This window comes from Nocardioides sp., assembly GCF_035481145.1.
Lineage (GTDB): Bacteria > Actinomycetota > Actinomycetes > Propionibacteriales > Nocardioidaceae > Nocardioides.
In genome coordinates this window covers 1-21,487 of sequence record NZ_DATIHB010000044.1, presented here as the reverse complement: position 1 = coordinate 21,487, position 21,487 = coordinate 1, and the positions used below count along the sequence as shown (strand labels likewise).

Genomic DNA, 21,487 nt, shown 5'->3' with positions numbered 1-21,487 from the left:
GGTCGGTCACTGCACGGTCGCGCAGATGAGCCAACCGGCGAAGGAGTAGTCCGCCGTGACGTTGCCGTTCAGGTTGGTCAGCCGGGCAGAGACCACCCAGCCCTGGCCCTCGAAGTTGTAGTAATGGTTCTGGTCGACCGTGACCACGCGGGATCCCGTCGCCATGTCATAGCCACCGGACAGCGGCTTCTTGCCCGTGGGGCAGTACATGATGACCTGCTTGTTGGCGTCGCTGGCAGGACCGCTGTAGGGCTGCCGGATCACTTCCCAGCCACTCACACCATTGGTGCCGGATGCCCCCTGCGGACCCGTGGGGCCGGCAGGACCCGACGGACCAGCAGGACCCGCGGCACCATCCGCGCCGGCAGGACCCACTTCGCCCTGCGGCCCCTGCGGACCTTCGGGGCCCACTTCGCCCTGCGGTCCCGTTTCGCCCTGCGGCCCCTGCGGACCCGCGTCGCCCGTCTGGCCCTTGAGCGCCGCCTCAGTGGTGTCGTTGATGTCCGCGCGGGTGATCGTCCCGTTGAGGATGTCGCGCGACTGCAGGCTGTCGTCACGGACGTCGACGGAGCGGATCGTGCCGTCGGCGATGTTCGACGAATAGATCACCGTGGCGGCGTACGCCGTGCCGCTCATCGAGATGACCAGGGCCGCCGTGGCGGCGACGTTCGCATAGGTGGCGCGGAGCTTCATGGCTCTATCGTGCGGCCCCGACGGCACCCAGTCGGACGAAACCGGCAGATTGCCCACCCGCTGGGCACCGGTCCTGACTCGGGTAGATTCCGGGCCCGTGAGGATCCTCGTCGCGCGCTGCCAGGTCGACTACGCCGGACGGCTGTCCGCGCACCTCCCGATGGCAACCCGCGTGCTGATGCTCAAGTCCGACGGATCGGTGCTCGTCCACAGCGACGGCGGCTCCTACAAGCCGCTCAACTGGATGAGCCCGCCGTGCTCGGTCGTCGAGGGCAGCAACGACGAGGGCCAGATCGAGTGGACGGTCACCGCGAAGGCGAAGGGATCGGCCCAGCCCGACACGCTGCGGATCCTGATCGAGGAGATCCACCACGACTCCTCGCACGAGCTCGGCATCGACCCCGGCCTGCAGAAGGACGGCGTCGAGAAGCACCTCCAGGAGCTCCTCGCCGAGCATCCCGCCACGCTCGCCGACGGCCTCACGCTGGTACGCCGGGAGTACCCCACCGCGATCGGCCCGGTCGATCTGATGTGCCGCGACGCCGGCGGTCAGTCGGTGGCTGTGGAGATCAAGCGACGGGGTGAGATCGACGGCGTCGAGCAGCTGACCCGCTACCTCGAGCTGCTCAACCGCGACCCGCTGCTGACCTCCAAGGGCGGTGTCCGCGGCATCTTCGCGGCCCAGGAGATCAAGCCCCAGGCCCGTGTCCTCGCGGAGGACCGCGGCATCCAGTGCGCGGTGGTCGACTACGACGCGCTCCGGGGCCTCGACGACCCGACCGATCGACTCTTCTGATGCGGATCTTCCACATCGCCGAGCGCTCCCGCTGGGAGGCCGCGAAGGTGGCCGGCGCCTACGCCTGGTCCACCCTTGACCGCACCCTCGAGCAGGAGGGCTTCATCCACGCCTCGCGCGAGGACCAGTGGGAGGGCGTCCGCGAGCGCTACTACGCCGACGTGCGGCAGCCGCTCCTCCTGCTCGAGATCGACACCGACCGGCTCACCTCCCCCTGGTCCGAGGACCCGGTGGGCGACGAGACCTACCCCCACATCCACGGTCCGCTCAATCCCGCGGCCGTCGTCGGCGTACGCCCCCTGCCGTCGACGGCAGAGCCGACGGAGTCGTTCTTCCGGATCTTCGTCGGCGAGGTGCTCTTCCGGATGGTGGCCGCAATCGTGATCATGGCCGCCGCCGTCGCCGTGAGCGTGGTCGTCCACGCGCAGACAGGTAGCGCAGCAGCGGCGCTGGGCGCGCTGGCGGGCACCGTCGTGATCGGCACCGTCGTGGCGGCCCTGGTCTACCGTCGGCGGCCCTGAGTAGCCGCACGGATGCGGGCGCAACGCCGCTCACTCCACGGTGGAGCTCCCGTCCAAGGAGATTCCGATGTACCTCGACCGCTTGTCCCACCGACTGCGCGGCTCTGCCCTCCTCGCCGTCGCCGCCCTGATGATCGCCGCGCCGGCCTCCCCCGCCGGCGCCGCACCCCCTGAGGAGCCACCGGCGACCAGCTGGTACCTCTCGCTCGGCGACTCCTTCGCCGCAGGCGAGCAGACCGGCGGCACGGCCGACCTGACCGGTGGCTTCGCCGGCCGGGTGCTCACCTCGCTGCAGGCAGAGAACTCCAAGGTGAAGCTGGCCAACCTCGGCTGTGTCGGTGGCGAGACCACCACGACGTTCACCGACGGCGGCATCTGCTCCTACGACGAGGGCAGCCAGCTCGACCAGGCGGTGGTCTTCCTCCGGGCCCACGCCCGCACCACGCGGCTGGTCACGCTCAGCCTCGGCGGCAACAACGTGCAGCGGTGCGCCGACCGTACGACGGGCCAGATCGACCTCGTCTGCGTCCAGCAGGGCATGGTGCGCCTCGCCCAGGAGCTCCCGGCCATCGTGCGGACGCTGCGGGCAGCGGCTCCCGGCGTCGAGATCATCGTGGCGAACTACTACAACCCGTTCCTGGCGTCGTGGTTCGTCCCCGTCACGGGACCTGCGCAGGCGCAGGCCTCGGCGACGCTCCAGACGCAGATCAACGCGCTGATCGCGGGCAGCGCCTCCGCAGGCCAGGCCGAGGTCGCGGACGTCGCCACGGAGTTCCGCAGCCTCGACTGGACTCCCCTGCCCAACGGCGTACCGACCAACGTCGCCCTCATCTGCACGCACACGTACATGTGCGTGCCGGGCGCGCGACCCAACATCCACCCGAACGACGCGGGCTACGCCCGGATCGCGACCGCGATCCAGGCGCGTGTCGGCTGAGGATCAGGCGCCGGCCGCGCGCGGGGCGGTGGGGTCGGCGGCCTCGCCGCCCTGCTCACGAGCGACGTAGTTCTCGATGTCGTTGATGCGGTCCTCGTTGCGCTGGACGATCGTCAGCAGGTCGCTCATCGTCGCGACCTCCTCGACCTGCTCCTTGACGAACCACTGCATGAACTGCTCGGAGGCGTAGTCGTCCTCCTCGCGCGCGGTCTTGACCAGCGCGAAGATCTGGTCGCTGACGCGCTTCTCCTGCTCGAGGGCCAGCTCCACCGGCGCGACGACGCCGTCGAAGCTGGAGACGGAGGCAGGAACGGCGGGGATCTCGACGGCAGCGTCGGTGTCGAGGAGGTACTGCACCATCATCATCGCGTGCTCGCGCTCCTCGAGCGCCTGCCCGTAGAAGAGCGCCGCCGTCTGCGGCATCGTGAGCGCGTCGTAGTGGATCGCGCACGCGAGGTACTGGTTGTGGGCGGCGAGCTCGTTGCCGATCTGGGCGTTGAGCTGCTCGACGAAGCGCTGGGCTGCCATGGTGATGCTCCTGGGTCGTACGTGACGGAGCCGCAGGCGATCGGCCCGCGGCATGGCTCCAACCTAGCGAGTTCTCATTGCCGTGCAACGTAGGAAGGACTGCCTTCCCCGGGTGAGGTCAGGCTGCCTTGGCCAGTTGCTTCTTGGTGATCTTCTTGCCGTTGGGGCCGACGAGCTTGCGGTGCTTGACACTCATGCCCTCGGGCAGGGTGCCCTGCTTGAGCATCAGGATCGGGCAGCGCGTGCAGCGCTGCTTGCTGGCGCAGCACTCGGTCTTGGGAAGCAGCGCCTTCGGCGCGCACGCCGTCGGAACCTCGATCGGGCCGGGCTCGACCTTCGCGGGCTCGACCTTCGTGGGCTCAGCGGCCGCGAGCTGCTCGCGGGTGCGCTCCAGCTTGCGCTCGACCTTGCGCAGGTCGGCACGGAGCTTCTTCAGCTCCTTGCGCAGCTTCTTCTTGCCCATGGGACGAGCGTACGCACAATAGGTAAGGCTTGGCTATGTTGCCAGCGTCACCGGTTGCGCCTCACGGCTCAGTCGCGCACCCAGCGGTAGAGCCGCTCGGGACGACCGGCGGCGCCGTAGCGCAGCGACACCTCGACCCAGCCCAGTGTCACGAGGTGCTCGAGGTAGCGACGCGCACTGACCCGGGCCAGACCTGCGCGGTCACCGATCTCCGAGGCCGACTCGGCGTCCTCCTGCTCGCGCAGCCGCGAGACCACCAGGCGCATCGTCGGCTCGGAGAGCCCCTTGGGCAGTGCACGGGTCGGCGCCGGGGCGCGCACGGCGCCGAACACACGGTCGATGTCGGCCTGGGCCAGCGGTGCCTCATGGGCCAGCCGCCGACGGGCGGCCGCAACCTGTCGGAGCCGGTCGGTGAGGTCGGTGAGGGCGAAGGGCTTCACCAGGTAGTGCACCGCGCCGAAGCGCAGCGCACGGCTGACGGTCTCGGTGTCGCGCGCCGCGGTGATCATGATGACGTCGAGCCCCGCGTGGCCAGCCGCCCGCAGCTCCTCGAGCACGCCGATGCCGGAGACGTCGGGGAGATAGACGTCCAGCAGGACGACGTCCGGGCGCAACTCGCTGACGGCGTCCACCGCGGCCCGGCCGGTGTGGACCGAGCCCACCACCTCGAAGCCGTCGAGGCCGCGCACCACCTCGGCGTGCAGGCGCGCCACCATGAAGTCGTCGTCGACCACGAGCACGCGCACGGGGGCTTCCTGCTCAGCCATCGCTCGCCTCCCGGTCATCGGTGAAGAGCTCCGCCCGTACGACGGCGCCCTCACGATGGTCGATGGTGACAGTTCCACCGTGCCGGCGACAGGCCATGCGGGTGAGCGCGAGACCGAAGCCGTGCGAGCGTGCGTCGCTCCCCTGCTTCGTCGTCCAGCCCAGCTCGAAGACCCGGGCCCGGTCCTCGTCGGCGATACCGGCTCCGGTGTCGCTCACCTCGACCACGATCCGGTCGGCGTCCTCGCGCAGGTCGATCTCGACCCGGCCTCCGGACTCGACGGCGTCGAAGGCGTTGTCGACAAGGTTGCCGACCACGGTCACGAGGTCGGCCGACAGGCCCGCATGATGCTGGCCGAGGTGCGCCTCGTCGCAGAGCTGGAAATCGATGCCGCGCTCGTCGGCTCGGCTCGCCTTCGCCACCAGCAGGGAGGCGACGGCCGGGTCCTCGACCTGGGCAGAGACCTGTCCGACGCGGCCGTCGAGGTCGTCCATCACCGTGTGCACGAACTCCCGCACCTGGTCCACCTTGCCGAGCTCGGCCATGCCGGCGATCGCGTGCAGCCGGTTGCGGAACTCGTGCACCTGCGCGCGCAGCGTGTCGGTGCCGGCCTGCGCGGCGGCGAGCTCCTGCTCCAGGCTGAGCAGCTCGGTGCGATCACGCATCGAGGTGACCCAGCCGGTCTGGCGCCCGCGGACCTGCATCGGCTGGGTGTTGAGGACCAGCAGGCGCGACCCGACGGCCACCACCACGTCGGCACCCGGAGCGGCACCGCAGAGCGCCGCGACCGCCTCGGGTGCGATGGCGAGCGACTCCAGCGACCGGCCACGCACCGGTGGCCGCAACCCGAGCAGGGTGTCGGCCTGCCCACTCGCAAAGGAGACCCGGCCCGCCATGTCGACGCCCACGACGCCCTCGCGCACGCCGTGGAGCATCGCCTCACGCTGCTCCATGAGCTCGGTGATGTCGCGAGGCTCGAGCCCGAGCGTCTGGCGCTTCACGCGCCGGGCGATCAGGAGCGACCCGAGCACGCCGATCCCGGCGGCCAGCGCGAGGTAGAAGAGCACGTGCGGGATGTCGTTGCGGATCACCTCGAGCCGGGACGGGTGGTCGCGCCCGAGGACGAGGTAGCCGATGACCTCGTTGGCCTCCACGCCGGACTCCTGGCCGTAGTCCCGCGCCGACTGCGCATCGGAGAAGACGGCCACCTGTGACTCGACCGCATCGCGGCCGAAGCGCGCGCCCTCACCCACCCAGCTGGCACCACGGCGTACGTCGGCGCGGACCTCGAGGTCCGGGCCCTCCGCGCCCGGCACGGAGGTCGCCAGGACGTGCCCGTCGACCGCCACCAGCACGACGTACGACGCACCGGCGGCGACGCGGACGCGTTCGAGCCGCACCCCGACGGGGCCCTCCTCGTGCACGACCAACGCGTCACGCACGACGCGCTCGGAGGCCGTCGCGTCCGCGGTGCCGAGCAGGCGCCGCTCGCTCTCCGTGCGGAAGTCCTGGCTGGCCTGCACCGTGGTGACCCAGCCGACCGTTCCCACGACGAGCACGACCATCAGCATCTGCAGCAGCAGGAGCTGCCGCGCCAGCGAGAGGCGGCGCAGTGAGAGGGCGGTCACAGCCGCGAGTCTGCAACATCAGAGACATGTGCGGCGACACCCTGAGCCTGACCACAAAGACCGAAACGTTCTCCATGACCAGAACGGCGACATGCCGGTGTGACGGTGACCACGCTGTCGGCACCGAAAGGAGACAACTCATGTCGATGTTCCACAAGGTGGCCACTGCCACTGTCACCACCGTCACGGTCCTCGGTCTCGCGGCCTGCGGCGGCAACTCGGGCGGCGGCGCCGACGGCCCGGTCCGGATCATGGTCCCCAACTCCCCCGGCGGCGGTTACGACACGACCGCCCGCGTCGCGGCGAAGATCATCGAGGACCAGAAGATCAACGAGAACGTCGAGGTCTACAACCTCGAGGGCGCCGGCGGCACGACCGGTCTCGCGAAGCTCGTCTCCCAGAAGGGCAAGAAGGGCGAGCTCATGCTGATGGGCCTCGGCGTCGTCGGTGCGAGCTTCACCCAGAAGTCCGAGAAGACGCTCGCCGACACCACCCCGATCGCCCGCCTGATCAGCGAGCCCGACACGATCGTCGTCCCGGCGGACTCCCCGTACGACACCGTCGAGGAGCTCAAGGCTGCGTGGTCGAAGGACCCGGACAACTTCCCGGTCGGCGGCGGATCCTCGCCCGGCGGCCCGGACCACCTCGCCACCTACCTGACCGCTGACGCGCTCGGCATCGATCCTCAGGACGTCAACTACGTCGTGAACGACGGTGGTGGCCCGCTCCTGGCTGGCCTGCTCAGCGGCGAGGTCAAGGCCGGGTTCTCCGGCGTCGGCGAGTACAAGGACCAGATCGAAGCCGGCCAGCTCAAGGTCCTCGCGGTCACCAGCGCCGAGCGTGTCCCGGGCTTCGACGCCCCGACGCTGAAGGAAGAGGGCGTCGACCTCGAGTTCATCAACTGGCGCGGGCTCGTCGCCCCGCCGTCGATCGACGACGCGGAGCGCGACCGCCTCGTCAAGCTCGCCGAGGACCTCCACGGCACCGACGCCTGGACCGTGGCCGAGGAGGAGAACGGCTGGACCGACGCCTTCCTCACCGGCGACGAGTTCGGCGCCTACATCGAGGAGCAGAACAAGCTCGTCGAGGACCTGCTCACCGAGCTGGACCTGATCTGATGAACGCCACACCTGAGACCGCCGTGGCTCAGGGCAAGCGGGCCGGCCGCTCCGAGTACGGAGTGGTCGGCCTGCTGGCCGGGCTCGGCGTGCTGGTCCTCTGGCAGATCCAGTCGATCCCGGAGTCGATGGCGGCGGCCCGCACGCTCGGCCCGCGGGTCGCGCCGTACTTCGTCGCCGGTCTCCTGCTCGTCACGGCCGCACTCCTCCTCATCGACCTGCTCCGGGGTGGCCACGGCTACCAGGAGGAGGGTGAGGACGTCGACCTCAGCCATGGCACCGACTGGAAGATCCTGCTCGCACTCGCCGCGCTGATCATCGGCGCGGGCCAGCTGATCCCGTTCCTCGGCATCCCGATCGCGGGCCCGCTGCTCTTCTTCGGCGTCATCCGTCTCCTCGGCGGCCACAGGCTGTGGCTCGATGCCCTCGTCAGCGTCGTCGTTCCGGTCGTGGCCTACCTGCTCTTCACCGAAGGCCTCGGCCTCTACATCCCCGGAGGGTTCTTCTGATGGACTCCCTCAACCTCCTGATGGACGGCTTCGCCGCCGCCCTCACGCTCGAGAACCTCCTCTTCGCCCTGATCGGCGTCATCCTCGGCACCTTCGTCGGGGTGCTCCCCGGCATCGGCCCCGCGATGGCCCTCGCCCTGCTGCTCCCGGTCACGTTCTCCATGGAGCCGACTCCTGCGCTCATCATGTTCGCCGGCATCTACTACGGCGGCATGTACGGAGGGTCGACCACGTCGATCCTGCTCAACGCCCCGGGCGAGAGCTCGTCGGTGATGACCGCAGTCGAGGGCAACCTGATGGCCAAGGCGGGGCGCGGATCCCAGGCCCTTGCCACCGCGGCGATCGGTTCCTTCGTGGCCGGCACCATCGCCACCGTGCTGCTGATCTTCACCGCACCTCTCATCGCCAGCTTCGCGGTCGGCCTCAAGTCGCAGGACTATTTCGCGATCACGCTGCTCGCCTTCTTCGCCGTCTCCACGGTCCTCGGCGGGTCGCCCGTCCGCGGTCTGGCCTCGCTCGCCCTCGGCCTGACGGTCGGCCTGATCGGCATCGACAACTTCACCGGACAGCAGCGACTCACCTTCGGTGTCGACACCCTCGCCACCGGCATCGACACGGTGGTCATCGCGGTCGCGCTCTTCGCCGTCGGCGAGGCCCTCTGGATCGCCGCCCACCTCCGGCACAGTCCGCCGGAAATCATCCCGGCCGGCAAGCCGTGGATGTCGAAGTCCGACTGGAAGCGCTCGTGGCCGGCCTGGCTGCGCGGCACCGCGCTCGGCTTCCCCTTCGGCGCGCTCCCCGCGGGCGGCGCCGAGATCCCGACCTTCCTCTCCTACGCCGCGGAGAAGAAGGCGAGCAAGTACCCCGAGGAGTTCGGCAAGGGCGCCATCGAGGGCGTCGCGGGACCGGAGGCCGCCAACAACGCCTCTGCCGCCGGCACCATGGTGACCCTGCTCGCCCTGGGCATCCCGACGACGGCCACCGCCGCCATCATGCTCGAGGCCTTCAAGCGCTACGACATCCAGACCGGATCGCAGATGTTCAAGGGCGACGGAGGTGGCCTGGTCTGGGCACTGCTGGCCAGCCTGCTGGTCGCCAACTTCCTGCTGCTGGTGATCAACCTGCCCCTCGCCCCGCTCTGGGCGAAGCTCCTGCAGATGCCCCGCCCGTACCTCTACGCCGGCATCCTGTTCTTCGCCGTGCTGGGTGGTTACAGCACCAATGCCAACCCGACCGACATCACCATCCTGGTCGTGCTCGGCCTGCTCGGCTTCGTGATGCGGCGCTATGGCTTGCCCGTCGTGCCCGCGATCATCGGTGTGATCCTGGGCCCGGTCTCCGAGGAGCGCCTGCGCAAGGCCCTGCAGGCCAGCAACGGCGACTGGTCGACGCTCTACGGCACCGGCTTCTCCCTCGGGGCCTATGTCCTGCTGGCCGGGCTCATCGGCTGGACCCTCTTCAAGGTCCTGCGCAACCACGACGAGCCGGCGCCCGACGCGCACCTTCCCCACGGCTGACCCCCGTTTCCGTACGACGAAGCCCGACTCCCCCACAGGGGCGCCGGGCTTCGTCGTACTGCTGTGGATCAGGCCAGGCCGTTGGCCTTGCGGATCACGTTGACCACGTCGTCCATGATCTCGGTGAGGCTGAAGTCCTTCGGCGTGTAGACGGCAGCGGCACCCTGCTCGAGCAGCTTCTTGCCGTCGGACTCGGGGATGATGCCGCCGACGATGACCGGGATGTCACCCGCACCGGCGGCCTTCAGGCCCTCGATGACGACCGGGACCAGCTCCATGTGCGAGCCCGAGAGGATCGAGAGGCCCACCACGTGGACGTCCTCGGCGACGGCGGCCGCGACGATCTGCTCGGGCGTCAGGCGGATGCCCTGGTAGATGACCTCGAAGCCGGCGTCGCGGGCGCGCACGGCGACCTGCTCGGCGCCGTTGGAGTGACCGTCCAGGCCGGGCTTGCCGACCAGGAAGCGCAGGCGGCCGCCCAGCTCGTCACCGGTGGCCTTGACCCGCTCGCGGACCGTGGTGAGCGCCTCGCCGGCCTCCGCGACGCCGACGGCGCCGGAGACACCGGTCGGGGCACGGAACTCGCCGAAGACCTCGCGCAGGGTCGCGGCCCATTCGCCGGTGGTGGCGCCGGCGCGGGCGGCGGCCAGCGTGGCCTGCATCAGGTTCTCGTCGGTCTTCGCGGTCGCCGCCAGGTTGGCGAGGGCCTCGGCGACGGCGTTCTCGTCGCGCTGGGCCTTCCACGCCTCGAGCGAGGCGATCGCCGCCTCCTCCGCCTTCGGGTCGGCGGTCATGATCGCCTCGTCGAGGTTGGCGGTCAGCGGCGACGGCTCGGTGGTCTCGAACTTGTTGACGCCGACGATGATCTCCTCGCCGGCCTCGATCTTCGCGCGGCGCGCAGCGTGGCTGGAGACGAGCGCGGACTTCATGTAGCCCGACTCGACCGCCGGGATCGCGCCGCCCATGCCCTGCACGCGGTCGATCTCGGCCTTCGCGCCCTCGATGAGCTCGTTGACCTTGGCCTCGATGACGTGCGAGCCGTCGAAGATGTCGCCGTACTCGAGCAGGTCGGACTCGAAGGCGAGGACCTGCTGGAGGCGGAGCGACCACTGCTGGTCCCACGGACGCGGGAGGCCGAGCGCCTCGTTCCACGCGGGGAGCTGGATGGCGCGGGCGCGGGCGTTCTTCGACAGGGAGACACCCAGCATCTCGAGCACGATGCGCTGGACGTTGTTCTCCGGCTGGGCCTCGGTCAGGCCCAGCGAGTTGACCTGGACGCCGTAGCGGAAGCGGCGCATCTTCGGGTCCTGGACGCCGTAGCGCTCACGGGTGATCTCATCCCACATCGCCACGAACGCCCGCATCTTGCAGGTCTCCTCGACGAATCGGACGCCCGCGTTGACGAAGAACGAGATGCGACCGACGGTCTTCTCGAAGTCCTCGTCGGAGACCTGGCCCGCGGCCTTGACCGCGTCGAGCACCGCGATGGCCGTGGTCAGGGCGTAGGCGATCTCCTGCACCGGCGTGGCGCCGGCCTCCTGCAGGTGGTAGCTGCAGATGTTGATCGGGTTCCACTTGGGGATGTTGTTGACCGTGTAGGCGATCATGTCGCTGATCAGGCGCAGGGAGTGCTGCGGCGGGAACACGTAGGTGCCGCGCGACAGGTACTCCTTGATGATGTCGTTCTGCGTCGTGCCCGCGAGGAGTTGCGCGACCTCCGCCGGCTCCATGTCCGGGTTCTGCTCCTCCGCTGCGACCTGGTACATCGCGAGCAGCCACATGGCCGTCGCGTTGATGGTCATGGAGGTGTTCATCTCCGTGAGCGGGATGTCCTGGAAGAGACGGCGCATCTCGCCCATGTGCATGACCGGCACGCCGACCTTGCCGACCTCACCGCGCGAGAGCGGCGAGTCGGGGTCGTAACCCGTCTGCGTGGGAAGGTCGAAGGCAACCGAGAGACCGGTCTGGCCCTTCGCGAGGTTCGTGCGGTACAGCGCGTTCGACGCGGCGGCGGTCGAGTGACCGGCGTACGTCCGCATCACCCAGGGCTTGTCCTTGCTCATAAGAGCGGAGCCTATGCGGAATCTGTTGTGGTGGTCACGCGGTCTCGGGTGTGGCACTGGTGACACCGCGTACCACCCGGGGACGTGGCACGTGCACGTCGCCCGGTGTCCGCTCGACCTCCACGAGCCGGGCCAGGCGCGAGACGGTCAGCAGCCGGCGCACCGGAGCTGGTGCGGAGCGGAGCACGATCCGGCCTCCGCGCAGAGCCGCCAGCCGGCTCGCGGCGGCGATCACGCGCAGCGCGACCACGTCGGCAGAGGTGACCGCGCCCAGATCCAGGACGACGACCCGGCCGGGTGCGGAGAGCAGATCATGGAGGGCCGTGCGGATCTCCGGTGTCGAGCGCGCATCGAGCGAACCGCCCAGCTCGAGCACACAGTCCTCGATCTCCGCCATCTCGCACCTCGCCTCCGCCACCATGCTGCTCCTCGTACCCCTCGTCGTGAGTTAGGACGCGCCGGAGAGCGAAACGGTTGCCTCGGTAGGCTCGCGGCCATGGTCAACCTCACCCGGATCTACACGCGCACGGGCGACGCCGGGACGACCCGGCTCGCCGACATGAGCGAGACGTCGAAGAACGATCTCCGCCTCGCGGCCTACGCCGACGTCGACGAGGCCAACGCGTGCATCGGCGTCGCGCTCGCCCACGCGGCGGTCGACGCGAGCCTCGCCGAGGACGTCGTGGCGGTGCTGACCCACGTGCAGAACGACCTCTTCGACGTCGGTGCCGACCTCGGCACCCCGGTCGTCGAGAACCCGGAATATCCCGCCCTCCGCGTCGAGCAGGAGTACATCGACCGGCTCGAGGCGTGGTGCGACCACTACAACGAGGACCTCGAGAAGCTCCGCTCCTTCATCCTCAATGGCGGCACGGTCGCCGCAGCACACCTCCACGTCGCGCGCACCGTCGTACGCCGGGCGGAGCGGGCCGGCTGGGCGGCGTACGCCGCGCACGGGGAGACGATGAACGTGCTCGCGGTGAAGTACCTCAACCGGCTGAGCGACCTGCTCTTCATCCTCGCGCGGTACGCCAACCGGGAGAACGGCGACGTCCTCTGGGTGCCGGGCGGAGAGCGCACGAAGCCCCAGGGCTGATGCGCCGCTGCCTCGTTGCGACGACCGCCCTCCTGGCCCTCACCGGCTGCGCGGGCGGCACGGAGCAGCCCGAGGGGCACCCTGAGCAGGCACAGCCGACTCCGACGGCGCCCACCACACCCTCCACCGGCACCCGCACGGCGATCCTCACCGCTCCGCGGCAGGCGGCGGACGCCCGCGACCTCGCCGAGCAACTCATCACCGCCGAGCGCGCCACCCGGACCGCCCGCGGCGTGGCACTCACCCAGGCAGCGTTCACGTGCCAGGTCCTCTACCGCCAGCTCGCCCGTCACCCCGGCTGGCACGACACGGTCCTCTCGCGCTCCGGCGAGCTGGAAGACACGGTGCGCGGCCACCTCACGGCCCGGCGTTCGCTACGGGGCGTTCTCACCACGCTCTCCGACGAGCTCCCGGCGTGGCGCGTCGTGCGGCCCACTCCCCTCGCCCGGCTGCAGCGGGTCTACCGCCAGGCGGGGCGCGAGCACGGCGTGCCCTGGGAGCTGCTGGCCGCCATCAACTTCGTCGAGACCGGGTTCGGCAAGATCCGCGGCCTCTCCAGCGCGGGAGCGCAGGGCCCGATGCAGTTCATGCCCGCGACCTGGGCGGCGTACGGCGAGGGCGACGTCAACGACCCGGAGGACGCCGTCAACGCGGCCGCCCGCTACCTCGCGGCGCGCGGCGGTTCGCCCTTCGACGTACGGCGCGCGCTCTGGGCCTACAACCAGCACACCGGCTACGTCGAGGGCGTCCGGGCCTACGCCACGCTCCTGCAGCGCGACCCGGGCGCCCTGCGAGGCCTGCACCAATGGCAGATCCTCTATCTCTCCGCGCGCGGGGACATCTGGCTGCCGATCGGCTATCGCGCACCCGAGCGGATCCGGGTCGCCGACTACCTGAGCCGGCACCCGGCGCGTCAGCTGGGCACCGACACCCGCTGAGAGTTCAGCGGATCTCCGCGCCTGGTGGACCCGACTCGGCCCAGGACTGGAAGCCGGTGAGCGAGGGACCGCTCATCGCGAACTCGACCGGCCCATCCGGGGTCTCGCACTGCACCACGACGTGGTCGGGGTACAGCGACATCGTCTCGATGCCCTGCGGCTCACGCCGACCGGTGTAGACGAGCGTCTTGCGGTGCCACGAGCGCCGCGGCTTCAAGGCCAGCGAGAAGATCCGGAACCACTGCAGCTCCTCGCCGGAGTAGCGCCCGATGCCGAGCACCCAGCCACGGCCGGGCGTCACCGAGCGCATCCGGAAGGAGAGCTCGAAAGTGCCCCCGGAGCGGGCGATCCAGCGACGTCGGACGACGAGGACGACAGCCAGCAGCAGGAGCAGGACGAGGCCAGCGAGAAGGGCCTCGACACCCCACAGCCACGGCGCCATCGAGCCTCCCACCAGAAGAGCAGCAAATAGGACCGACCCCGGCCCAGTGGCGCAAACGATAGCGCCACCGGACCGGGGTCAGTGCAAGAGGTGTCAGCCAGCCTTCTCGACGGCCCGGATCCGGGCCTCGGCCCGGCGGACGGCCTCGGTGGCCGCGCCGTTGTCCTCGCCGGCCGCCTGGGCCCGCTCGAGGTCGTGACGCGCCTTCTCGAGGTTGATCTCGTGCGACATCTCGGCGTGCTCCGACAGGATGGAGACCCGGTTGTCGGCCACGGACAGGAAGCCCGCGTCGACCGCCGCGACCCACGTCTCACCCTCCGGCGTACGGATGTCGACGACACCGTCCACCAGGAGGGAGAGCAGCGGAGCGTGGTTCGGCAGGATGCCGACGTCGCCCTCGGTGGTGCGGGCGATGACCATGGTGGCCTCGCCCTCCCACACGACGCGATCAGCGGCGACCAGCGAAACGGTCAGCTGCTTGTCCGAGCCAGCCATCAGAGCGACTTCTGGATCTCGGCCCACTTGGCGTCGACGTCGTCGAGGCCACCGCACATGAAGAACGCCTGCTCAGCGACGTGGTCGTACTCGCCGTCGCAGATCTTGTTGAACGCCTCGATGGTCTCCGCGAGCGGGACCGTCGAACCCTCGATGCCGGTGAACTGCTTGGCGACGTAGGTGTTCTGCGAGAGGAAGCGCTGGATGCGACGGGCGCGGTGCACGACCGTCTTGTCCTCTTCCGAGAGCTCGTCCACACCGAGGATCGCGATGATGTCCTGGAGCTCCTTGTTGCGCTGCAGGATCTGCTTCACGCGGATCGCGCAGTCGTAGTGCTCCTGACCGATGTACTGCGGGTCGAGGATGCGCGACGTCGACGTGAGCGGGTCCACGGCCGGGTAGATACCCAGCGAGGCGATCTCACGCGAGAGCTCGGTCGTGGCGTCCAGGTGCGCGAACGTCGTGGCCGGAGCCGGGTCGGTGTAGTCGTCAGCGGGGACGTAGATCGCCTGCATCGAGGTGATCGAGTGACCACGCGTCGAGGTGATGCGCTCCTGGAGCTGACCCATCTCGTCGGCGAGGTTCGGCTGGTAACCAACGGCGGACGGCATGCGGCCGAGCAGCGTGGAGACCTCGGAACCGGCCTGCGTGAAGCGGAAGACGTTGTCGACGAAGAGGAGCACGTCCTGCTTCTGGACGTCGCGGAAGTACTCCGCCATCGTCAGCGCCGACAGGGCGACACGGAGACGCGTGCCCGGCGGCTCGTCCATCTGGCCGAAGACGAGGGCGACCTTGTCGAAGACGCCCGCGTCCTTCATCTCGTGGATGAGGTCGTTGCCCTCACGGGTGCGCTCGCCGACACCGGCGAACACGGAGACACCACCGTGGTTCTTGGCGACGCGGGCGATCATCTCCTGGATGAGGACGGTCTTGCCGACACCGGCACCACCGAACAGGCCGATCTTTCCACCCGTGACGTACGGCGTGAGCAGGTCGATGACCTTGATGCCGGTCTCGAACATCTGCGTCTTCGACTCGAGCTGGTCGAACGCCGGCGCCTTGCGGTGGATGCCCCAGCGCTCGGTCTCCGGGAAGGACTCGCCCTCCTCGAGGTTCAGCACGTTGCCGGTGGCGTCGAAGACGCGGCCCAGCGTGGCGTCGCCGACCGGGACGGAGATCGACTCACCGGTGTCGCGCACCTGCGCACCACGGACCAGGCCGTCGGTCGACTTCATGGAGATCGCGCGGACCAGGCCGTCACCGATGTGCAGCGACACCTCGAGCGTGAGCTCGGCCGTGCCGCCATCGGGGGTCTGGAGGTCGACCTTGAGGGCGTTGTAGATCGCCGGCATCTGGTCAGCCGGGAACTCGACGTCAACGACCGGGCCGATGACGCGGGCGACGCGACCAACGGCACCGGCACCGGCGACAGCGGTCTCTTCAACAGTGGCAGTCATGTCTCTCACTCACTCCCGGCGGTCGCGTCGGCAAGGGCGTTGACGCCACCGACGATCTCGCTGATTTCCTGGGTAATGCCGGCCTGGCGGGCCTGGTTGGCAATTCGGGTGTACTTCTTGATGAGCTCTTCGGCGTTGTCCGTAGCCGACTTCATCGCCTTCTGGCGGGCAGCGAGCTCGGAAGCCGCCGCCTGCAGGTGAGCGTGGTAGACGCGGCTCGTGACGTACTTCGGCAGAAGCGCGTCCAGCACGTCGGAGGCCGACGGCTCGAACTCGTAGAGGGGAAGCATCTCCCCCTCCTCCGGAGCCTCGGAGCCCTCGACGACCTCGAGCGGCAGCAGACGCAGCGCCGTCGGCGCCTGGGTCAGCATCGACACGAAGCGGGTGAAGACGAGGTGGACCTCGTCGACGCCGGTCGTGTCCTCGAGGAACTGGGCGATCAGGGTGTCGGCGATCTCCTTGCAGACGTCGTACGTCGGCTGGTCGGAGAAGCCGGTCCACGCCTGGGCCACCGGGCGGTTGCGGAACTTGTAGTACGCCTCGGCCTTGCGACCGGAGACGTACGTGACGACCTCCTTGCCCTCGGCGCGGAGCTTCTCGGCGAGCCGCTCCGCCTCCTTGATGGCGTTGGAGGCGTATGCGCCGGCCAGACCGCGGTCGCTGGCCACGACGAGGACCGCAGCGCGGCCCGCGTCGGTGGTCTCCCGGGTCAGCGGGTGGTCCACGTTGGAGAACGTGGCCACCGCGCTGACGGCACGGGTCAGCTCCCGGGCATACGGCTCAGCGGCCTGCGCCCGCTGCTGCGCCTTGATGATGCGGGACGCAGCGATGAGCTCCATGGCGCGCGTGATCTTCTTCATCGACTGGGTCGACTTGATCTTCGCGCGGTACTCACGCAGCGAGACGGCCATGGGTCAGGCCTTCTTCTGCTTGACGATCTGCTCCTGCGTGACGTCGGCGTCCTCGAGGGCCTCGGCCTGCTCGGTGACGACCGAGGAACCCTCGGAGGTCTCGAACTGCTTGAGGAACTCGTCGTACGCCGCAGCGAGCTGGTCGGCCGTCGAGTCCTCGAACTTCAGCGACTCGGCGATGCCGGCGAGGATGCCGGCCTGCGAGCGACGCAGGTAGTCCAGGAACTCCTGCTCGAAGCGGATGACGTCGACGGTCGGGACGTTGTCCAGACGACCCGAGGTGCCGAGCCACAGCGAGACGGTCATGTCCTCGATGGAGTACGGCGAGTACGCCGGCTGCTTCAGCAGCGCCATCAGCTTCTGGCCACGGGCCAGCTGCTGCTTCGACGCGGCGTCGAGGTCGGAGGCGAACATGGCGAACGCCTCCATGGCGCGGAACTGCGCCAGGTCGACCTTGAGCGAGCCGGTGACGGCCTTGAGCGCCTTGGTCATGGCGGCACCACCGACGCGGGAGACCGAGACACCGACATCGATGGCCGGGCGCTGGTTGGCGGCGAAGAGGTCCGACTGCAGGAAGATCTGGCCGTCGGTGATCGAGATGACGTTGGTCGGGATGAACGCCGAGACGTCGTTGGCCTTGGTCTCGATGATCGGCAGACCGGTCATCGAGCCGTGGCCGAGCTCGTCGGAGAGCTTCGCGCAGCGCTCCAGGAGGCGGGAGTGGAGGTAGAAGACGTCACCCGGGTACGCCTCGCGGCCCGGCGGGCGGCGGAGCAGGAGCGAGACGGCGCGGTAGGCCTCGGCCTGCTTCGTCAGGTCATCGAAGACGATGAGGACGTGCTTGCCCTGGTACATCCAGTGCTGGCCGATGGCCGAGCCGGTGTACGGCGCGAGGTACTTGAAACCAGCCGAGTCGGACGCGGGGGCGGCGACGATGGTGGTGTACTCCAGCGCGCCGGCCTCCTCGAGGGCGCCACGCACGGAGGCGATGGTCGAACCCTTCTGGCCGATGGCGACGTAGATGCAGCGGACCTGCTTCTCCGGGTCGCCGGTCGCCCAGGCAGCCTTCTGGTTGATGATCGTGTCGATCGCGACGGTGGTCTTGCCCGTGGCGCGGTCACCGATGATCAGCTGGCGCTGGCCGCGGCCGATCGGGGTCATCGAGTCGATGGCCTTGATGCCGGTGGCGAGCGGCTCGTGGACCGACTTGCGGTCCATGACGCCGGCGGCCGGGATCTCGAGCGAACGACGACCCTCGAGGCCGGTGATCTCGCCCAGGCCGTCGATCGGCTTGCCGAGCGGGTCGATCACGCGACCGAGGTAGCCCTCGCCGACCGGGACGGAGAGGATGTCGCCGGTGCGGCGGACCGTCTGGCCCTCCTCGATGCTGTCGAACTCGCCGAGGACGACGGCGCCGATCTCGCGGGTGTCGAGGTTCAGCGCGAGGCCGAGCGTGCCGTCTTCGAACTCGAGCAGCTCGTTGGCCATGGCGGAGGGGAGGCCGCTGATGCGGGCGATGCCGTCGCCGGCCTCGGCGACAGTGCCGACCTCCTCGCGGGACGCGGTCTCCGGCTGGTAGTCGGACACGAAGCGCTGCAGTGCGTCCCGGATCTCGTCCGGACGGATGGACAGCTCCGTCATTTGGTCTTCCTCACTCTTGGGTGCTGCTCGAAAAGTTCTTGGGGTGGGCGATGCAGAGGGCGTGAGCCGACTGATCAACCTGCAAGGCGCCGGCCGGCGTCGTCGAGGCGCGTGGAGACGGTGCCGTCGATGACCTCGTCACCGATCTCCACCTTGATGCCGCCGACGACCTCCGGGTCGACGACGACGTTGAGGTGGACCTCCTTGCCGTACTGCCGGGTGAGGGCAGCGGCGAGGCGCTCGGCGTCTGCGTCGGCGAGGGGGCGGGCCACGCGGACGACCGCGACACCCTTGCCCTGCACGTCGGCGGTGACCTTCTGGTACGACGACAGGGCGACGTCCACGGTGCGGTGCGAGCCGGTGACCGACTGCTCCGCGAGGGTGATGGTCGCCGGAAGCGCCTTCCCCTCGAGGAGACCGCGGACCAGGCCCTGGCGGTCGGCGAGCGACCGGCTCTGGTCGGCGAGCGCCTCCCGCAGCTCGGGGCTGCCCTGGACTGCACCGGCGAAGGCGAAGAGCTCGTCGGCCAGGCGGCCGGCGTCACCGCCGGTGGAGGTCACGGTGGCAACCGCGCCGAGGTGCTCGAGCACGTCGGCGAGGTCACGCGCGGCCGTCCAGCGCTGGCTGAACGCGCTCTTGACCAGGCCCAGCGTGGTGGCGCCGACGTGGTTGCCGAAGACCTGGCCGGCGAGACCGGCCTTCGCCTCGCTCGCAACGGAGACGTCGGTGGCGACACGGCGCAGCGCCGGCTCCGACCGCAGGACCGCGGCGACCGAGAAGAGCTCGACACCCACGGTGGCGGCGTCGGCCGCCCCCTCCAGCTCACTGGAGAGGGTGGCCAGTGCCTCGGCGGAGGCGCCCCGGATGCCCGCGGGGACGGTCACTGTGCGCCCTCCAGCTCGGACAGGAAGCGCTCGACGACACGGCTCTGGCGAGCCTCGTCCTCGAGGCTCTCGCCGACGATGCGGCCGGCGAGACCGGTCGCGAGCGTGCCGACCTCGGCGCGGAGCGAGGTGATCGCCTGCTGGCGCTCCGCCTCGATCTGCGTCTTGCCGTGCTCGACGATGCGGGACGCCTCGGTCTGCGCCTGCTCGCGCATCTCCGCGACGATCGCCGCGCCCTGCTCGCGTGCCTCCTCACGGATGCGCGCCGCCTCGTGGCGGGCGTCCGCGAGCTGCTTCTCGAGCTCGGCGAGCTTGGCGTCGGCCTCAGCCTGCTTCGTCTCGGCCGCGGCGAGACCGCCTTCGATGGCCTGCGTGCGCTCGGCGTACGCGGCCTCGAACTTCGGCACGACGAACTTCCAGATGCCGAAGAGGATGATCGCGAAGACGATCGCGCTGAGGACGACCTCCGAGAGGATCGGCATCAGGGGCGAGTGCTCCTCGCCGTGCGCCTCTTCTGCCATCGCGATGACGACGTTACTGATCATGCTGGTGTCTCCCTATCGCGGACCGTAAGAACGACGGTTCGGTGGGTCAGAGAACGAACGCGATGGCGAGGGTGATGATGAAGAGCGCCTCAGCCAGGACGAAGCCGAGGATGGCGCGACCGAAGAGCGTGCCGGCAGCCTCGGGCTGACGGGCGATGCCGGAGATCAGCGCGGCGAAGATCAGACCGATGGCAACGCCCGGGCCGATGGCGGAGAGGCCGAGACCGATGAGGTTGAGGGAGCCTTCCATGGCTTTTCCTTTCGTCTGCGACGTGGCGGTCACGTCGCCGTTTTGGCGAAACTTGTGGGGTACTACGGGTGGAGCGGGTCTTCGTGCCTGACGGAGCGTCAGTGCTCGTCGGCGATGGCCTCGCCGATGTACATGGCGGCGAGCAGCGTGAAGACGTAGGCCTGCAGGAACATCACGATCAGCTCGAGGAAGCTGACCAGGATGCCCATGACGAAGGCGAGGACGCCGACACCCATGTGGACCGGGTTGCCGGACTGCAGCAGGAACGCGCCACCGGTCGCGAAGAGCGCGAGCAGCAGGTGACCGGCGAACATGTTGCCGAAGAGACGGAGCGTCAGCGTGAAGGGACGCACGATGATGTTCGAGAGGAACTCGAGCGGCACGAGCAGGACCAGGATCCAGGCGGGAACGCCGTGCGGAACGGTCGCGTGCTTGAAGAAGCCGAGGAAGCCGTGCTTCTTGATGCCGGCGCCGATGAAGACGAGCCAGGCGAGCGCGGCCAGCGGCACGATGTAGCCGATCCGGCCGAACGACGGCAGCTGCACCAGGGGGACGATGCCGTAGTAGTTGTTCACGATGATGAACAGGAAGAGCGAGAAGAGGAACGGCACGAACTTCATGAACTTCTCGGAGCCGATCGCCTCACGGGCGATGGTGTTCCGCACGAAGCCGTAGACCATCTCGCCGGCGAACTGCAGGCGGCCGGGGACGACCGCGGCCTTGCGCGAGCTCAGGATGGTGAAGCCGAGAATGAGGATCGCCGAGAAGGTCACGAGGACCATCGACTTGGTGATGCCCGAGTCCGCAATGGACGGCAGGTCGAAGAGACCGGCGCTCGGTGCGCTGAACTCGTCCTCCGCCTTGATCGTGGCGGCCGCAATCGTCGCGGTGAGGCTCACTCTGTCTCCTTGCCGTGGCTCTGCTCGTCGGCGCTGGTGGGCATGCCACCGAACCGCTTGAAAGTCATGTAGATGCCGAGACCTGCTCCGAGGAGGATCCCGATGACGACCAGGAACTCGGTCCCCAGCCACCAGTCAGCGAGCCAGCCCACAGCGCCGTACAGCAGCACGCCCGAGACGAGGTACCCGAAGGCAAGCCACGGGTCGCCTTGAGGGGCAGGCTGCTGTTCTTCTTCTGTGCGAGGCATCGCGGGCCGGACAATACCAGTCATGCGCGCTCGTCGCTCACCGGCGTGAGGTCGTGAACTCCGGCGGCGTCGTGGCGGGCCCGCCACGCTCCCAGGAGCTGTCCGAGCACCCATGCGACGGTGGCGGCGGCGATGCTGGCGG

25 protein-coding genes are annotated in these 21,487 nt (G+C 69.3%); 8 read left to right on the top strand and 17 right to left on the bottom strand.

Annotated elements, in window-relative coordinates; all coding sequences use genetic code 11:
* Window positions 1–6 precede the first annotated feature (6 nt).
* Window positions 7–693, bottom strand: a complete 687-nt coding sequence (locus VLF38_RS03590) for a hypothetical protein (protein WP_325269914.1) — start codon at window positions 691–693, stop codon at window positions 7–9.
* A gap of 97 nt (window positions 694–790) precedes the next feature.
* Between VLF38_RS03590 and nucS the strand changes: the two genes are divergently transcribed.
* The 3 genes from nucS to VLF38_RS03575 all read left to right on the top strand — a co-directional run bounded on the left by nucS (window position 791) and on the right by VLF38_RS03575 (window position 2,947).
* Window positions 791–1,489, top strand: a complete 699-nt coding sequence (gene nucS, locus VLF38_RS03585; protein ID WP_325269913.1) for an endonuclease NucS — start codon at window positions 791–793, stop codon at window positions 1,487–1,489.
* The gene (locus tag VLF38_RS03580; protein WP_325269912.1) at window positions 1,489–2,010 is read left to right on the top strand and encodes a DUF952 domain-containing protein; all 522 of its coding nucleotides are present in this window, start codon (window positions 1,489–1,491) and stop codon (window positions 2,008–2,010) included. Before nucS ends, VLF38_RS03580 begins: the two co-directional genes overlap by 1 nt.
* Before the next feature lie 67 nt (window positions 2,011–2,077).
* Window positions 2,078–2,947 (top strand): SGNH/GDSL hydrolase family protein, encoded by an 870-nt coding sequence (locus VLF38_RS03575; protein ID WP_325269911.1) that lies wholly within the window; start codon window positions 2,078–2,080, stop codon window positions 2,945–2,947.
* A gap of 3 nt (window positions 2,948–2,950) precedes the next feature.
* Here VLF38_RS03575 and VLF38_RS03570 read toward each other — a convergent pair whose 3' ends face one another.
* From VLF38_RS03570 to VLF38_RS03555, 4 genes are all read right to left on the bottom strand, one after another.
* On the bottom strand, window positions 2,951–3,475 hold the full coding sequence (locus VLF38_RS03570) for a ferritin (RefSeq protein WP_325269910.1): 525 nt from the start codon (window positions 3,473–3,475) through the stop codon (window positions 2,951–2,953).
* Between the two features lie 118 nt (window positions 3,476–3,593).
* Entirely contained in the window at window positions 3,594–3,938 is a 345-nt protein-coding gene (locus tag VLF38_RS03565) for a hypothetical protein (protein WP_325269909.1), read from the bottom strand.
* Between the two features lie 68 nt (window positions 3,939–4,006).
* A complete protein-coding gene (locus VLF38_RS03560; RefSeq protein ID WP_325269908.1) occupies window positions 4,007–4,705 on the bottom strand; it encodes a response regulator in 699 nt (232 codons plus the stop codon).
* Complete coding sequence (locus VLF38_RS03555; protein ID WP_325269907.1) at window positions 4,698–6,332, bottom strand: sensor histidine kinase; 1,635 nt, start codon at window positions 6,330–6,332, stop codon at window positions 4,698–4,700. The genes VLF38_RS03560 and VLF38_RS03555 overlap by 8 nt, the downstream gene beginning before the upstream one ends.
* A gap of 140 nt (window positions 6,333–6,472) precedes the next feature.
* Between VLF38_RS03555 and VLF38_RS03550 the strand changes: the two genes are divergently transcribed.
* From VLF38_RS03550 to VLF38_RS03540, 3 genes are read left to right on the top strand one after another with little or no spacing between them, the layout of a single operon-like run.
* Window positions 6,473–7,450 (top strand): Bug family tripartite tricarboxylate transporter substrate binding protein, encoded by a 978-nt coding sequence (locus VLF38_RS03550; RefSeq protein WP_325269906.1) that lies wholly within the window; start codon window positions 6,473–6,475, stop codon window positions 7,448–7,450.
* Entirely contained in the window at window positions 7,450–7,959 is a 510-nt protein-coding gene (locus tag VLF38_RS03545) for a tripartite tricarboxylate transporter TctB family protein (protein WP_325269905.1), read from the top strand. The genes VLF38_RS03550 and VLF38_RS03545 overlap by 1 nt, the downstream gene beginning before the upstream one ends.
* Window positions 7,959–9,476 (top strand): tripartite tricarboxylate transporter permease, encoded by a 1,518-nt coding sequence (locus VLF38_RS03540; RefSeq protein ID WP_325269904.1) that lies wholly within the window; start codon window positions 7,959–7,961, stop codon window positions 9,474–9,476. The genes VLF38_RS03545 and VLF38_RS03540 overlap by 1 nt, the downstream gene beginning before the upstream one ends.
* Window positions 9,477–9,544: 68 nt before the next feature.
* Here VLF38_RS03540 and VLF38_RS03535 read toward each other — a convergent pair whose 3' ends face one another.
* Window positions 9,545–11,539, bottom strand: coding sequence for a protein meaA (locus tag VLF38_RS03535; RefSeq protein ID WP_325269903.1), 1,995 nt, complete (start codon window positions 11,537–11,539; stop codon window positions 9,545–9,547).
* Window positions 11,540–11,573: 34 nt separating this feature from the next.
* Entirely contained in the window at window positions 11,574–11,936 is a 363-nt protein-coding gene (locus VLF38_RS03530; protein WP_325269902.1) for an STAS domain-containing protein, read from the bottom strand.
* 99 nt (window positions 11,937–12,035) lie between these two features.
* Here VLF38_RS03530 and VLF38_RS03525 point away from each other — a divergent pair, with 99 nt between their 5' ends.
* Together VLF38_RS03525 and VLF38_RS03520 are read left to right on the top strand one after the other, a co-directional pair.
* Window positions 12,036–12,635, top strand: coding sequence for a cob(I)yrinic acid a,c-diamide adenosyltransferase (locus VLF38_RS03525; RefSeq protein ID WP_325269901.1), 600 nt, complete (start codon window positions 12,036–12,038; stop codon window positions 12,633–12,635).
* Window positions 12,635–13,573, top strand: coding sequence for a lytic transglycosylase domain-containing protein (locus VLF38_RS03520; RefSeq protein ID WP_325269900.1), 939 nt, complete (start codon window positions 12,635–12,637; stop codon window positions 13,571–13,573). The genes VLF38_RS03525 and VLF38_RS03520 overlap by 1 nt, the downstream gene beginning before the upstream one ends.
* Window positions 13,574–13,577: 4 nt before the next feature.
* Here VLF38_RS03520 and VLF38_RS03515 read toward each other — a convergent pair whose 3' ends face one another.
* The 10 genes from VLF38_RS03515 to VLF38_RS03470 all read right to left on the bottom strand — a co-directional run bounded on the left by VLF38_RS03515 (window position 13,578) and on the right by VLF38_RS03470 (window position 21,345).
* Window positions 13,578–14,015 carry a DUF2550 domain-containing protein gene (locus VLF38_RS03515; RefSeq protein ID WP_325269899.1) on the bottom strand — a complete coding sequence of 146 codons (438 nt, stop codon included), beginning with the start codon at window positions 14,013–14,015 and terminating at the stop codon, window positions 13,578–13,580.
* Between the two features lie 93 nt (window positions 14,016–14,108).
* Window positions 14,109–14,510 (bottom strand): F0F1 ATP synthase subunit epsilon, encoded by a 402-nt coding sequence (locus tag VLF38_RS03510; protein WP_325269898.1) that lies wholly within the window; start codon window positions 14,508–14,510, stop codon window positions 14,109–14,111.
* Entirely contained in the window at window positions 14,510–15,967 is a 1,458-nt protein-coding gene (gene atpD / locus VLF38_RS03505; RefSeq protein WP_325269897.1) for a F0F1 ATP synthase subunit beta, read from the bottom strand. Before atpD ends, VLF38_RS03510 begins: the two co-directional genes overlap by 1 nt.
* 5 nt (window positions 15,968–15,972) lie before the next feature.
* On the bottom strand, window positions 15,973–16,878 hold the full coding sequence (locus VLF38_RS03500) for a F0F1 ATP synthase subunit gamma (protein ID WP_325269896.1): 906 nt from the start codon (window positions 16,876–16,878) through the stop codon (window positions 15,973–15,975).
* A gap of 3 nt (window positions 16,879–16,881) precedes the next feature.
* A complete protein-coding gene (atpA, locus tag VLF38_RS03495) occupies window positions 16,882–18,519 on the bottom strand; it encodes a F0F1 ATP synthase subunit alpha (RefSeq protein ID WP_325269895.1) in 1,638 nt (545 codons plus the stop codon).
* Window positions 18,520–18,593: 74 nt separating this feature from the next.
* Window positions 18,594–19,403: a F0F1 ATP synthase subunit delta gene (locus VLF38_RS03490; protein WP_325269894.1), complete on the bottom strand. Its 810-nt coding sequence runs from the start codon at window positions 19,401–19,403 to the stop codon at window positions 18,594–18,596.
* Window positions 19,400–19,948: a F0F1 ATP synthase subunit B gene (locus tag VLF38_RS03485; RefSeq protein ID WP_107699139.1), complete on the bottom strand. Its 549-nt coding sequence runs from the start codon at window positions 19,946–19,948 to the stop codon at window positions 19,400–19,402. Before VLF38_RS03485 ends, VLF38_RS03490 begins: the two co-directional genes overlap by 4 nt.
* 46 nt (window positions 19,949–19,994) lie before the next feature.
* Window positions 19,995–20,198 (bottom strand): ATP synthase F0 subunit C, encoded by a 204-nt coding sequence (locus VLF38_RS03480; RefSeq protein ID WP_107699138.1) that lies wholly within the window; start codon window positions 20,196–20,198, stop codon window positions 19,995–19,997.
* Between the two features lie 98 nt (window positions 20,199–20,296).
* A complete protein-coding gene (gene atpB, locus VLF38_RS03475) occupies window positions 20,297–21,097 on the bottom strand; it encodes a F0F1 ATP synthase subunit A (protein WP_325269893.1) in 801 nt (266 codons plus the stop codon).
* A complete protein-coding gene (locus VLF38_RS03470) occupies window positions 21,094–21,345 on the bottom strand; it encodes an AtpZ/AtpI family protein (protein ID WP_325269892.1) in 252 nt (83 codons plus the stop codon). The genes atpB and VLF38_RS03470 overlap by 4 nt, the downstream gene beginning before the upstream one ends.
* Window positions 21,346–21,487 lie beyond the last annotated feature (142 nt).